11 protein-coding genes and 2 pseudogenes are annotated in these 13,396 nt (G+C 62.0%); 9 read left to right on the plus strand and 4 right to left on the minus strand.

The annotated features are described in order from the left end of the window. Window positions 1–48 precede the first annotated feature (48 nt). From ORS3428_RS18780 to ORS3428_RS18805, 5 genes and pseudogenes are all read left to right on the plus strand, one after another. Window positions 49–1,143 carry a branched-chain amino acid ABC transporter substrate-binding protein gene (locus ORS3428_RS18780; protein ID WP_071099794.1) on the plus strand — a complete coding sequence of 365 codons (1,095 nt, stop codon included), beginning with the start codon at window positions 49–51 and terminating at the stop codon, window positions 1,141–1,143. 78 nt (window positions 1,144–1,221) lie between these two features. After that, window positions 1,222–3,693 carry an adenylate/guanylate cyclase domain-containing protein gene (locus ORS3428_RS18785; RefSeq protein WP_071099795.1) on the plus strand — a complete coding sequence of 824 codons (2,472 nt, stop codon included), beginning with the start codon at window positions 1,222–1,224 and terminating at the stop codon, window positions 3,691–3,693. Window positions 3,694–3,873: 180 nt separating this feature from the next. Further along, a pseudogene (locus ORS3428_RS31635) lies at window positions 3,874–4,252 on the plus strand (DUF5939 domain-containing protein); the annotation flags it as partial. Between the two features lie 194 nt (window positions 4,253–4,446). Then, window positions 4,447–5,574, plus strand: a complete 1,128-nt coding sequence (locus ORS3428_RS18800; RefSeq protein WP_071099798.1) for a threonine synthase — start codon at window positions 4,447–4,449, stop codon at window positions 5,572–5,574. Window positions 5,575–5,620: 46 nt separating this feature from the next. Continuing rightward, window positions 5,621–6,010, plus strand: a complete 390-nt coding sequence (locus tag ORS3428_RS18805; RefSeq protein ID WP_071099799.1) for a RidA family protein — start codon at window positions 5,621–5,623, stop codon at window positions 6,008–6,010. A gap of 49 nt (window positions 6,011–6,059) precedes the next feature. On the opposite strand, the gene ORS3428_RS18810 is transcribed toward ORS3428_RS18805, so the two are convergent. The 3 genes from ORS3428_RS18810 to ORS3428_RS18820 all read right to left on the minus strand — a co-directional run bounded on the left by ORS3428_RS18810 (window position 6,060) and on the right by ORS3428_RS18820 (window position 8,672). Further along, the gene (locus ORS3428_RS18810) at window positions 6,060–6,989 is read right to left on the minus strand and encodes an asparaginase domain-containing protein (protein WP_071099800.1); all 930 of its coding nucleotides are present in this window, start codon (window positions 6,987–6,989) and stop codon (window positions 6,060–6,062) included. 65 nt (window positions 6,990–7,054) lie between these two features. After that, window positions 7,055–7,975 (minus strand): ornithine cyclodeaminase family protein, encoded by a 921-nt coding sequence (locus ORS3428_RS18815; protein ID WP_071099801.1) that lies wholly within the window; start codon window positions 7,973–7,975, stop codon window positions 7,055–7,057. 40 nt (window positions 7,976–8,015) lie between these two features. Beyond that, on the minus strand, window positions 8,016–8,672 hold the full coding sequence (locus tag ORS3428_RS18820; RefSeq protein ID WP_071099802.1) for a helix-turn-helix transcriptional regulator: 657 nt from the start codon (window positions 8,670–8,672) through the stop codon (window positions 8,016–8,018). 296 nt (window positions 8,673–8,968) lie between these two features. Here ORS3428_RS18820 and ORS3428_RS18825 point away from each other — a divergent pair, with 296 nt between their 5' ends. From ORS3428_RS18825 to ORS3428_RS18835, 3 genes are all read left to right on the plus strand, one after another. Next, entirely contained in the window at window positions 8,969–9,979 is a 1,011-nt protein-coding gene (locus ORS3428_RS18825) for an amino acid ABC transporter substrate-binding protein (protein ID WP_071099810.1), read from the plus strand. Window positions 9,980–10,075: 96 nt separating this feature from the next. Then, a complete protein-coding gene (locus ORS3428_RS18830) occupies window positions 10,076–11,269 on the plus strand; it encodes an amino acid ABC transporter permease (protein WP_083355205.1) in 1,194 nt (397 codons plus the stop codon). Beyond that, window positions 11,266–12,366, plus strand: coding sequence for an amino acid ABC transporter permease (locus ORS3428_RS18835; RefSeq protein ID WP_071099803.1), 1,101 nt, complete (start codon window positions 11,266–11,268; stop codon window positions 12,364–12,366). Before ORS3428_RS18830 ends, ORS3428_RS18835 begins: the two co-directional genes overlap by 4 nt. On the opposite strand, the gene ORS3428_RS34020 is transcribed toward ORS3428_RS18835, so the two are convergent. Next, the gene (locus tag ORS3428_RS34020; RefSeq protein ID WP_244508033.1) at window positions 12,306–12,641 is read right to left on the minus strand and encodes a hypothetical protein; all 336 of its coding nucleotides are present in this window, start codon (window positions 12,639–12,641) and stop codon (window positions 12,306–12,308) included. The genes ORS3428_RS18835 and ORS3428_RS34020 overlap by 61 nt on opposite strands. Here ORS3428_RS34020 and ORS3428_RS18840 point away from each other — a divergent pair. After that, window positions 12,547–13,228: pseudogene (locus tag ORS3428_RS18840) on the plus strand (amino acid ABC transporter ATP-binding protein). The gene ORS3428_RS34020 and the pseudogene ORS3428_RS18840 overlap by 95 nt on opposite strands. Window positions 13,229–13,396 lie beyond the last annotated feature (168 nt).

A 13,396-nucleotide genomic window follows, 5' to 3' on the forward strand; every position in this document is an offset into this window, starting at 1 on the left:
CGGGTCTGACTGGATTAGCGTAAGCTACTGTCCACAGGGGGTGCAAACATGCACCGTATCATCGCCCTAGCGATCGTAGTTCTGGCGGCCGTGTTCAGTTCCGCGAGGGCTGAAGTGCTGATCGGGGTCTCGGCTGCGATGACAGGACGGCTTGCCTGGATCGGCGAGCAGGGGCAGCGCGGCGCGGAAATGGCGGTGGCCGACGTCAATGCGGCGGGCGGCGTGCTCGGCCAGAAGGTGAGGCTCATCTCGGTCGACGATTTCTGCGATCCCGAGCAAGCGGTCGCGGCCGCCCAGAAGCTGGTGGCTGACGGGGTGGTGCTCGTCGTCGGGCATTATTGCTCCGGGGCCTCGATCCCCGCATCAAAAGTGTACGAGGAGGCGGGCGTCGTCGAAATATCTCCAGGCTCGACCAATCCGCAACTGACCGAACAGGGCCGTAGCAATGTCTTCCGCACCATTGGCCGCGACGACGCGCAGGGCTTCATCGCCGGCAACTACCTTGCCGATCACTGGGGCGACAAGAAGATTGCAATCCTTCACGACAATTCGACCTATGGGAAGGGTCTCGCCGACGAGACCAGGAAGCAGCTGAACAAACGGGGCGTGACCGAAGCTGTTTACGACGCATACACGCCTGGGAAGGACGATTATTCAGCCGAAGTCGCTGYGTTGCAGACCGCCGGCATTTCGGCCTTGTATGTGGGTGGGTATCATGYCGACGTTGCGCTCATTGCTCGCGCTGCACACGACCGCAACTACACGGTTCAGCTCATATCCGGAGATGCTTTGGCTACCGAGGAATTCGCCCTGATCGCAGGCTCAGCGGCGGAGGGAACCCTGTTCACCTTCCCGGCGGACCCGCGGCGAAATGCCGGCGCGGCCGCGATCGTGGAGAAGTTCCGTGCGGAGAATTTCGAGCCGGCTGGCTACACGCTATTGAGCTACAGCGCAGTCCAGGTCTGGGCCCAGGCGGTCGCGAAGGCAGGTTCGCTGGTGCCGAAGGYGGTCATAGCGGAACTGCACGAACAGCAATTCGACACCGTCATCGGCCGGGTCGATTTCGACGACAAGGGCGACCTCACGAGGCAGAGTTGGGTTTGGTACGTCTGGCGGGGCGGGGAGTACGTGCCGCTTGAATAGGGTTCGCCGAACGGCGTACCGCCTGAGACATCTAGTCTGATGAAGACCAGTGTGGCTGGATTGTTCCGACTCACCACGATGCTTGAACGCCTCGGCGTACGTGGTCGGCTGTTGCTCGCCTTTTTCGGGATCAGCGGCCTTGCGGTGCTGGCAACCGCTGCGGCGCTTTATGYCTTCCTCCAAGTCGGCGACGTCGTCGACCGAATCACCACGGATCGGGTGCCGTCGGCGCTGGCCGCTCTCCAGCTGTCGCRCCAGGCCGAACGGGTCGCTGCTGCCGCGCCATCGGTGCTGGCGGCGACAAGCAGGGCTCAGCACAGCGAGGTCTCGGCGGCCGTCGCGCTTGAGATGTCCCGGCTCGAGGCCCTCCGCACGGACCTCAGGGATGCTACGCTGGGCACAGTGCCTTTGGCTGAGATCGAGGAAGCCGCGGTTGTTCTGAGGCGCAACCTGAAGGAGCTCGACTCTCTGGTTGTCGCCCGCCTCGATGTGATCGCCCGCAAGGAGGAGCTGCTGAACCGCCTCGCCGCGACGACGACCGGAAGCCACCGCCTTCTGGCCACCGGCATCCTGGTGATGGATTCCAGGCTCCCGCAATGGCGGGCGGTCGCGGCCGATACGTCGCTGCCGCCCGATCGACGCGCAGCGGCAATGGCCGACATGGTCCAGGCGATTGCGGCTTACATCCCCCAGCAGAAAGCGCTGCTGGAGATCTCGGCGGTCAACGACGCGCTGGTGAAGGCCGCGACCGCGCCGACGCGGGGCGACCTGGCGTTGATCCTGTTTCCACTGCGCCGCTCGCTCGCTGCTCTGGAAGCGGCTTCCTCGGAGATCGACGAAAAGCTGCGGACCCGTTTCCGGCAGCGGGTGGACGAGTTCAAGGCACTAACCGATGGTGAGAGCAGCATCCCGAAGGCACGTGAGGAGGAGCTTGCGGTCCTCGCGCAGGGCGAAAAGCTTCTGGCCGAAAACAATCGGCTGTCGCGCAGTCTCACCGCTGCCGTCGACCGTCTTGTCGCCGCAGCGGACCGCGAGATCGCTGCCTCCGGTCGCGAAGCCGCGCTGGTTCAGCGCTACGGCACCGGAGTTGTCCTCGGCTCCGCCTTTCTCAGCCTGTTGAGCTCGGTTCTGGTCGTCTGGCTCTACGTCGACCGCAGCCTTCTCGCCCGCCTGGGAGCGGTGAGCCAGGGCATGCTCGCGATCGCGGGCGGCGATCTTCGTGCGTCGCTGCCGGCCGCGGGCAGCGACGAAATCGGGCGCATGGCCGAGGCTCTGAGCCTCTTCCGGGATACCGCTGTCGAGGTGGAGGAAAAGAACCTGCGCGACGTTGCAGAAGCGCGTCAGCGGCTAGTCGATGCCATCGAAAGTATTTCCGAGGGTTTCGCTCTCTATGACAGAGAGGATTGGCTTGTCCTTAGCAACAGCCGCTACCGCGAACTGCTATACGCCGGTCTTGAGGCAGAGCTGACCCCTGRCATGGCATTCGAGGAGATCATTCGCCGATCCGCGGAGCGCGGCTACATCAGGGATGCCGAGGGACGGGTCGACGAGTGGGTTGCCGAGCGCCTGTGGCGGCACCGTAACCCCGGCGAACCATGGGTGCAGCGGCGGGGCGACGGACGATGGATCATGATAAGCGAGCGGCGGATCAGCGCCGGCGGCACGGTCGCCGTCTATTCGGACATCACCGAGCTGAAGCAAAGRGAGGAGAACCTTGCCGAGAAGTCCGCTGCCCTAGAGGCGCTTTCCAGCAAGCTGGCCAAATATCTGGCGCCCCAAGTGTACAGCTCGATATTCACCGGCCGCCAAGACGTTAGGATCGCCAGCCAGCGTAAGAAGCTGACCATATGCTTCTCCGATATCGCAGATTTTACCGAGACCACCGACAAGATGGAATCCGAGGATCTCACCCAGCTCCTCAATCACTACCTGACGGAAATGTCGAAAATCGCGTCGGATCATGGTGCCACGATCGACAAGTACGTCGGCGACGCGATCCTGATGTTTTTCGGCGACCCTGAGACGCGTGGCGTCAAGGAGGACGCGCTGGCTTGCGTAGAGATGGCGCTGGCCATGCAAAAACGGATCAGCGAGCTTACCGAGGTCTGGCGGGACATGGGGATCGAAACACCGCTGCGCTGTCGCATCGGCATCCATACCGACTACTGCACCGTCGGTAATTTCGGCAGCGAGGACCGGATGGACTACACGATCATTGGCGGCGCCGTGAATCTCGCCTCGCGCCTGGAACAGGAGGCGGCACCGGGGGCCATCCTCATTTCCTACGAGACGTTTGCGCAAGTGAAGGAGACGATCGATTGCGAGGAGATGGGGCACGTCCAAGTCAAGGGGATCGCCTATCCCGTCGCCACCTACCGCGTCATCGATCTGAAGGCCAATCTAGCGGGCGCTTGTCGCGCTGTTCGAACCGAGCTGCCGCACTTCAGGCTGGAACTTGAACCGGAGCTGATGTCCGCCGACGAGCGTGGCGGTGCCGCCACYGCGCTTCGAGATGCGCTGGATCGGCTTTCCCACAAGGCCGAGCAGTAGGGCTTAGGGGCATCTACGCCTGACGGCACCGCCATCTGCCGTTCCGAGCCTCCAGATCGACTGTCGTACAAAAAAGGAATTCAATCCCATTCGCATCGCGCTGGTTTTTAGTAGGCTGTCGCGAGGCTAGCGTGAGGATCCGGCGTGACGGTAGCCAACGATCAACTTCTCGAAAGCAAGATGACCAAGGTGGAGCAGGCGCGAGCCTGGAGCCCACGCGTCATCTCGAAATTCGAGGCGCTGATCAAGAGCGCCGACGATCACTCTATCGCGTCAATCCGCTGGCCTTTGTTCGCGACCGGGCAATCGCCGAGCCTGAAGCAATCGACCTCTTCCTTCATGCTGCCCGCTGTGGCTTGTTCGACATGAGTTCGAATGTGCTCTGTCCACAGTCCGGATGGTGCTCGATAGTTTCGGCGCCCTGCGCACGCTGAAGACCCACTATGTTTGTGGTCTGTGCGATGTATCGGGCGACACCGAGCTCGACGACTTCATCGAGGTCACCTTCTCGATATCGCCGAAGTTCCGGCGCCTGCCGTACCACAGTCCCGAGACGCTCCCGTTTCCGGCGACTGTACATTGCGAGCCTTGAGGCGTGAGAAGACGCTTGGCCATATGCGCCGTCTCTTTACAAAACGTATAGAATCGTACTATTTGTCTACTTCATCCGAATAAAGTTACCCCCTCATCTCGCATGGATGACAATCGGCCACTTCAGAGCTCCCACGTCTAGGTGAAATCAGGTGAAGCCAAATGACCAAATCGACCTACATTGATCCGCTCACCGGCCGCACCTACCCACTGGATGTTCCGCGCTGGTGCTCTGACGAGCAGAATCCCCTATTGATAACGCCGCAGAGGGGGATTTCGCGAGACGAGATCGAGCGTGGCACGCGATCCCTCTGGCGTTATCGCGCTTCCCTTCCTGTCGAGATCGCCGAACCGATCTCGATGGGTGAGGGCTGCACGCCGATGGTCCAGCATGCCTGGGACGACCACCGTCCGTTCTTCAAGCTGGAATGGTTCAACCCAACYTCCAGCTTCAAGGACCGCGGAACGACGGTGATGCTGTCCGCGCTGAGGCAGCTCGGTGTCGATGCCGTTCTTGAAGACAGTTCGGGCAACGGCGGGGCCTCCGTCGCGGCTTTTGGCGCCGCCGGCGGAATGCGGGTGCGCATTCTGGCGCCTGCCTATACGTCCCCGGCCAAGATCGCGCAGATTCGAGCCTATGGCGCCGAGACCCAGCTGGTGGAAGGCCCTCGCGAAGAGTCGCAGGCCGAGGCCATCCGACAATCCAGGCAGATTTTTTATTCCAGCCACAATTGGCAGCCCTTCTTTCTTCAAGGCACAAAATCGTTTGCCTATGAGCTGTGGGAAGATTTCAATTATTCCGTTCCCGACAACATCATTGTTCCCGTCGGCGCCGGCAGCAGCCTGTTGGGCTGCTACCTAGGATTCACTGAACTCAAAGCTGCCGGACAAATCGCGAGGCTGCCGCGCCTGTTCGCCGCGCAGCCGTTCAACTGCTCACCGGTTGACGCCAGCTTCAAGGCTGGAGCGAACGGACCGGTCGCCCGCGAAATCAAGAAGACCCTCGCGGAAGGCACCGCGATCAAGGAACCGCTGCGCCTCCGGCAGATTCTGGACGCTCTCCGGGAATCGGGCGGCGCCTCCGTTGCCGTCTCGGAGGACGAAATCGTGGCGGCCCTGAAGCGGCTGGCCAGGATCGGGCTTCTCGCGGAGCCGACTTCGGCGACGGCAGCCGCTGCTCTGGGACACCTCATTCGAAACAGGATCGTCGATCAGCGCGAGAAAACGGTGGTGGTTCTCACCGGAACCGGCATCAAGAGCGCGCAGGTCATCGCCGAAATCTTTGAATGACGAGATGTTTTGCCGTGTTTCGGTACCCCGGGGGCAGGCCGCAGAAATGACTCCTGAACAGATCGCGTGCCTGGACAGCAACGCCATTTCTCCTCCAGCCGGCCATTATTCCCATGTCTGCGTGGCTGGGTCCTTTGTTTATGTGTCCGGGCAATTGCCGATTGCTGCGGACGGTACGCCTCTTCGGGGCAGTCCGTTCGTTGCGCAGACCAAGCAAGTTCTCTCGAACCTCGACGCGTGCCTGAAAGAAGCGGAAACAAGCCGCGAGAGACTGGTTCAAGTGAGGGTCTTTGTGACCGACATAAACAACTGGCCGGCCTTCAACGAAATCTACAAGGAATGGATCGGCGCGCATAAGCCGGCCAGGGCCGTCGCCGGCGTGTCGGAGCTCCACTATGGGCTTGCCGTAGAGGTCGAGGCCATCGCGCTCGCATAGCCGGCGGCCGCGGTTCGCGAACCCGGAGGAGCCGCCGGCGAAGGCGGCGTCAAACGCGGCCGGAACGTTGGCGCCTCGTCAAACCGAGTTCCACGATAAGTCGGATTCGCGCCTTCGACGCGTTGAGCCCATCGTAGCCTTTGGTAATGAGTCCAAGATCGTGRGCCCGGTCGTAGGTGTATTTGCTGACCGCTGGGTTGACGCGGATGCCATGAGCGCAGCGGGTCGACAAAACTACGGGGATGCGCATGGCGGCCTCGCGTAGAACAGCATCGCTCCCGGTCGAGAAACCGCCGGCGCCCTTACTGGCCAGGACGATCCCGTCGAGGCCGGCTATATCCGGAAAGCCAACGATAGGCCCGAACGTCTCCGTCACGATCGCCACGCGGGCCCCGAGATCGGCGACCTCCAGATCAGCATGGCATTCGGCGCTGTTGCCGAGCCCGTTGAGCGTCACAAGATCGGCATCGAGGACGCCCCGGATAGCCGTCTCCGGCCCGAAGGGCTGGATGGCCTGCGGCCAGACCTTGACGATGGCACCCGGGTCGAAGATCCGCCCGGCAAAGACCACGAGGGGACCGGCGCCATGCGGCATGGYCTGCGCCAGTTTGGCGGCATCGGCAAGGTTGCGGGCGCCGTCGGAATGGGCTTCGCCACCCGGGATCGCAGCACCAGTCAAGACGATCGGCCGGTCGCGGTCCAGCAGCAGCGTCGCTGCGTATGCCACATCCTCCATCGCGTCCGTTCCGCAGCAGAGCACGAAGGCGCCGCACTGACGGTCCTGCCGGATCACATCGCGGACCCGGCACAGCGAAGCAAAATTCAGGTTGCAGCTGTCGACCGGGTCGACGTCGTATGCCACCCAATCTGTCGGTCCCGAAAGGGCGATCAGGTCGCTCGCCTGCAGGCGATCGTATGTCCCGTCATCGCGGTAGCGCTCGGTGATGGTGCCGCCACAGTTGAGAAGGCCAATTTTCATGACAGGAGCACCTATGACGATCGGTTCGGATTTGTTGCGGGTTAGGCTGGAATAGGGCGCGCGCCCTACCAGGGCCAAGGGACTTGGGTTCCGTGCCCCTGTTCGACGGCACGGCGATAGAGCATGCGAGCCACGGTCAGGTCCTGCAGGGCAAGCCYGGTCATGTCGAACACCGTGACGTCGTCGGCTGCCCGTGACACCTCTTCCCGGCCGGTCAGAAGGTCGCCGATTTCAGTCACCTCGTGCTTGTCCATCCACTGGCCCTCGCCAATCTGCCGGTACTGTTCGCGGTCGTCGACGAAGACGCGGGCCCTGCTCAGGAGACCCTCCGGCAGTTCCTGCTTGCCCTTGGTGTCGGCGCCTACGGCGTTGAGATGCGTGCCGGGTCGCACAGCGTCGGCTGAAAACAGCGGTCCGCCACCTGGAGTCGCCGTGATGACGATGTCGCTCGATGCGACGGCCGCATCCGGATCCGTGGCGTGCAGCAGGGCGCAGCGCCCGGCGAACGCGGCCTCCATTGYGGCATCGGGGACGCGGCTGGAGGTGACGTAAGACACTTCTTGCAGCGCCGGCAGCAGATCCAAGGCCAGAGCGAGGTGGATCCGCGCCTGGACGCCGGTGCCGAAGACGCAGAGACGCTTGCTCTCCGGGCGAGCGAGCAACTCGAGCCCAAGCCTGCCGGCCGCGCCGGTGCGGGCCGTGGTGATGGCGTTGCCGTCGATAATGCAGGTCGGTCGGCCCGTGGCGGGATCGAACAGCATCACTGTCGCCTGGTGCGGCTCGCCTCCCATGGAACGGTTGGACCGCCAGAATCCGGCGGCCTTGAAGCCCAGCAGGGCCTGAGCCTGGACGTCGCCCGCCTTAATGCCGAAGATTCCGCCGGTGGCGAGCCGCTCGCGGACGACGGGAAACACGCGACCCTGCCTCTCGCTATGCAGCACGAACGCCTCTCGCACGGCGGCCAGCACGTCGTCCGGCGCCAACATGGCTTGAACCTGCGGAGCCGCGARCAGAAGAAGGCGGGCGTCACTTCGCACTTGTGTACACCGTGGCGCGGGAGACCCCCAGATGGGCCGCGATGACCTCCGAGGCGTGCCGCACCTGCAGGAATCCGGCGTCCTTCAACTCGCGCATCAGAATTTTGCGCTCTTCGGCCTTGAGCGACCGCGGCGTTGTCGAGCGTCGCGCCGAGAACTCGTCGATCCGCGCGCGCAGGGCATCCGCCCCGGTCGGATTGAGCGACTCATGCAGTCCGTTCTGCGCCTGGATGCTGGTGAACTGGCCGACCACGGCCTGCATCGTCTGGAACAGGGTCAGATCGATGTTGAGGCATAGTGCGGCGACATATGTCCCCGTCTCATCCTTGATGCCGACCGATGTGCTTTTGGCCCGGCGTCCATCGGCGAAAGTGTTCGCGTAGTTAGCGATGATCTGCGGATAGTCCGGATCCGCTATGCGGGCAAGGCCGAGTTCCGTCGCAGGCTGACCGACCTGGCGTCCGGACAGATTGTTGTAGATCGCCAGAATAGCGTGCTTGGGATCGGTCAGGTCGTGCACGACGACCTCACAGAATGGCGCGAATGTCTCTCCCAAGCCCTGCGCGATATGTCTAATTTGGGCGAGCAGATCGTTCCGCTCAGGATATTTCTTCGCTGCTTTACGGGTTGGGGATTTCTTGCTCACGAATCTAAATCCTCACGCGATGAAGTTGTCGCCGGTCGATATGCCTCGRCCAGGTTGCTCAGACCGCAGGCCATAAGTTTTGTCTGGTTCAATCGTGCCGCTCTTAGACGATTTGTCCAGATCTGTCGCAATCGGTGCCCCGAAGGCCAAGTCCAGTCAACTGCGCAATCCGGCCAAAATCCCATCAGCTCCGGCTAAAAAATAACACTTGCCAATCTATCCAAAGTTAGATGATATGTCTAGTAAGCCGCGCGATCGGAATGCAGAGCGRCATCAACGAGAAGGGGAATAAGTCGATGAAGTCGTGGTTATTGGCACTGGGATTCTGCTGCGTCGCGTCAGYGGCCTGCGYSGGTCCGACGCYGGACAAAACACTGAAAGCCGGAACGCTTCGGTGCGGCGTCTCTACCGGGCTGGCGGGCTTCGGCGCGCCCGATGCAAAGGGTGCGTGGGGTGGCCTCGACGTCGACGTCTGCCGTGCCGTCGCCGCCGCCGTGCTGGGTGACGCGACGAAGGTCACCTATGTCCCGTTGACATCCTCCCAGCGCTTCCCGGCGATCCAGTCCGGTGAGGTTGACTTGCTCTCCCGCAACGCCACCCACACGCTCACCCGCGATACCGATCTCGGGCTGAACTTCGGCCCTGCCACATTTTACGACGGGCAGGGCTTCCTGGTGAAAGGGTCGCTGGGCGTGACCTCGGCGAAAGGATTGGACGGGGCAAGCGTGTGCGTCGAGYCGGGCTCCACCGCCGAGCTCAACATCCAGGACTATGCGCGCCGCGTGGGCATCAAGCTCAACCCCATCGTCATCGACAACCAGGCCAACATCGAGCAGGCGTTCTTCACCGGCCGCTGCGATRCCTATTCCACCGACAAGTCCTCGCTGGCGGCCTCGCGCGCCTCCAAGGCGAGCAATCCGGGCGACTACGTCATCCTGCCGGAAACCATTTCCAAGGAGCCGTTGTCGCCGGCCGTCCGTCACGGTGACGACGAGTGGCTCGATATCGTCAACTGGACTGTCTGGCTGCTGTTCAGCGCCGAAGAGAAGGGCATCACGTCCAAGAACGTGGATGATATGCTTAAGAGCAATGATCCCGAAGTCCAGCGTATCCTGGGCGTGGTTCCCGGCATCGGCAAGTCGCTCCATCTCGACAACAAGTGGGCCTATAACGTCCTCAAGCAGGTCGGCAACTACGGCGAGATCTTCGACCGCAATGTCGGCCCCAACACGCCGCTCAAGCTCGAGCGTGGATTGAACAAGCTCTGGTCCGAGGGCGGCCTGATGTATTCCCCGCCGTTCATCTGATCGAACCCGTGCGCTCGCGACCCGCTGCGTGGGCGCACGACTTCACGGCGTGCCGACGCGGCTGCGCCAACCCATCATCTAGGAYGACGGCATCACATGGTTGAGAAGCGTCGCATTGGCGGTTTCGCGGGCGCGGTCAGGTCCATCTACGACGCTTCGCGCGGCCGCTTCTTTCTCTACGATGCGATCATTTTCGCATTATTGTTCCTGTTCCTCGCCTTTGTGGTGAGGAACGTCTCCGCCAATCTGGATCGGCTTCATATTAACGGCGGCTTCGCTTTCCTGCAGGGCAAGGAGGCTGGGTTTGGCATCTCCGAAACGCTTATCGCCTACGACGCGCAGTCGAGCTACGGCCGCGCCATCATCGTCGCCTTTCTGAACACGCTTCTGGTTTCCTGTCTGACCATCGTTCTGTCGACGGTCTTGGGCACGATCATCGGCATCCTGCGCCTCGGCCACAACCGTCTGCTGTCGAGACTTGCGCATGCCTATGTGGAATTGTTCAGAAATACGCCGCTCCTGCTCCAGTTGATGTTCTGGTACTCGCTGATCCTGATAAGCTTCCCCAATCCGCGTGAGGCCACTCCTGTGATGGGTGTCGCGCTGTTCACCAACAGAGGCTTGTTCCTGCCCTGGATGACGAGTTCGGGCGGCTTCGGCTGGCTCTATGCGGGCGCCGCGGTCGGGGCCGGGATCGGCGCGGCCTGGACATGGTTCTGCAAGCGCCGCCAGCGCATGACGGGCGCTCAGATTCCGTTCTTCTGGCCGTCCGTCGCCGCCATACTCGCGGTCCTCGCCCTAGCGAAGGCTTACAGCGGCACTGCATTGTCCGTGGAATGGCCGACGCTCACCGGGTTCCGCGTCGCTGGAGGATTGTCGCTGTCGCCGGAACTCGCGACGCTTCTTATCGGACTGACGCTCTACACGAGCGCACTGATCGGTGAAATAGTTCGATCGGGCATCTTGTCGGTCGACAAGGGACAGATCGAAGCGGCGAGGGCGCTGGGCCTGCACGAAGGCAGGATCCTCAGGCTCATCACGCTGCCTCTCGCCATACGCGCCATCGTTCCCCCGATGATCAGCCAGTATCTGAGCCTGATGAAGAATTCGAGCCTCGCTGTCGCGATCGGCTACCCGGACCTCGCATCGATCATCAATACCATCATCAACCAGACCGGCCAGGCGATCGAAGGCATCGCCATCCTGATGGGCACCTACCTGTGCCTCAGCCTGTCGATCTCCCTGGTTCTCAATCTATTCAACAAGCGCATGGCGTTGGTGCAACGATGACGGCGATCCCCAAGCCGCGGCTGGCCGCAATTGCGACGTCGCAACAGGAGACGTGGATAGGGCAGGTGATCGCCGCGGTTCGATCGCGCCCCCTCAACACGGTCGTCACCATCGTTGTCGCGCTCTTCATCGCACGAATGGCCTGGGCGCTGCTGTTCTGGGGCGTCGTCAATGCCGTCTGGGAAACCGATGCGTCGCCCTGCGCGGCCCAAGCCGGTCGCGGGGCCTGCTGGCCGGTAATCGCGGTCAAATTCCGCTATATCCTCTTTGGGTCATATTCGTTCGACGAGCACTGGCGGCCGGCCCTTGGCGTTGCCGCCTTCGTCGCGGCGACGCTGATCAGCTCTCGACCCGCCTTCTGGGGCCGGCGCCTGCTCGTTCTATGGACGGGAGTGCTCGTTTTGTTTTTCGGGTTGATGTTCGGCGGGGTGTTGGGGCTGAGCTTTGTCTCCCCCGATCAGTGGGGCGGTCTGCCGCTCACGCTCACCCTGTCGATCGTGGGGGTGCTGGCCGMCCTGCCGCTCGGCATTGGTCTGGCGTTGGGACGGCGCTCTCCCATCCGGTCGCTGCGGGTCACCTGCACGCTTTACATCGAGACGATCAGAGGCGTACCGCTGATCACGGTCCTGTTCATGTCCTCCATCATGCTTCCGCTGTTCCTGCCGGCCGGGATGGTCATCGGCGGCCTGGCGCGCGCGATGATCGCCATTGTTCTGTTCACCGCGGMCTACGTCGCGGAGGTCATTCGGGGCGGGCTTCAGATGGTTCCGCGCGGCCAATTCGAGGCGGCATCCTCCCTCGGTTTCGGATACTGGAAGACGACCTACCTGATCGTGCTTCCTCAGGCGCTGCGCATCGTCATCCCTCCGCTCGTCAACACCTTCATCGAAGTCTTCAAGGATACCACCCTCGTCATCATCGTTGGCCTCTTCGATCTTCTCAACACGACGAGGGCCTCTGTTTTGGACATCGCCTGGCGGCCTTACTATGTCGAAGCCTACGTGTTCGCCGGAGCGATCTACTTTTTCTTCTGCTTTTACATGTCGCACATAAGTTTGTCGCTGGAGCGCCGGCTCGCAAAGTCCACGCGCCATTGACCTGGCTTGCAGATCGCAACGGCGACCGGCCGTCGGCCAAGAAAGTTGAGAGGAATGATCATGGCAATGGCTGAAACCAGGATGACCGATATCCGGCCTGCGGCACTGAAGCGGGCCTCGCTCAACACCGCCACTGCGGTCGAAATGATCGGCGTGAACAAATGGTATGGCGAGTTCCAAGTGCTGCGCAATGTGAACCTCACGGTTTCGCGCGGCGAGAAGCTTGTCATCTGCGGCCCGTCCGGGTCGGGCAAGTCGACGATGATCCGCTGCATCAATCGGCTGGAGGAACACCAGAAGGGGTCGGATCGTCGTGGACGGCACCGAACTGACCAACGACCTCAAGAAGATCGACGAAGTGCGCCGCGACGTCGGCATGGTCTTCCAGCACTTCAATCTCTTCCCGCATCTGACCATTCTTSAGAATCTCACGCTCGCGCCGATCTGGGTRAGGAAAATGCCGAGGAAGGACGCCGAGGAGATCGCGATGCATTAYCTCAGGCGCGTCAAGATCCCGGAGCAGGCCGYGAAATATCCCGGYCAGCTCTCGGGCGGCCAGCAACAGCGCGTGGCCATCGCCCRCTCGCTCTGCATGAGCCCGAAGATCATGCTGTTCGACGAACCGACCTCCGCGCTCGATCCGGAAATGGTCAAGGAAGTGCTCGACACCGTGGTTTCGCTTGCGGAGGAGGGCATGACCATGCTCTGCGTCACGCACGAGATGGGTTTCGCCCGCCAGGTCGCCGACCGGGTCATCTTCATGGACGCCGGTCAGATCGTCGAGATGAACAGCCCGAACGAATTCTTCAGCAATCCGCAGCACGGGCGTACCAAGCTCTTCCTCAGCCAGATCCTGCACTGACGAGGAAATAGTTTAGCACTGCGGATGTACAGTCGGCTTCGGGCCATCGGGAGTGCTACAGAATCGGAAGGGTAGCGAGGAAGTCCGCCGAAGCGCAGGGCATATGTTGGTGTACTAAATTCAGCCTCGCTCCCGGCCTCTCGAACGGCAACTTTGCGCCTCATGCAC

The organism is Mesorhizobium sp. ORS 3428, from assembly GCF_001854785.1.
Classification (GTDB): Bacteria; Pseudomonadota; Alphaproteobacteria; order Rhizobiales; family Rhizobiaceae; genus Mesorhizobium.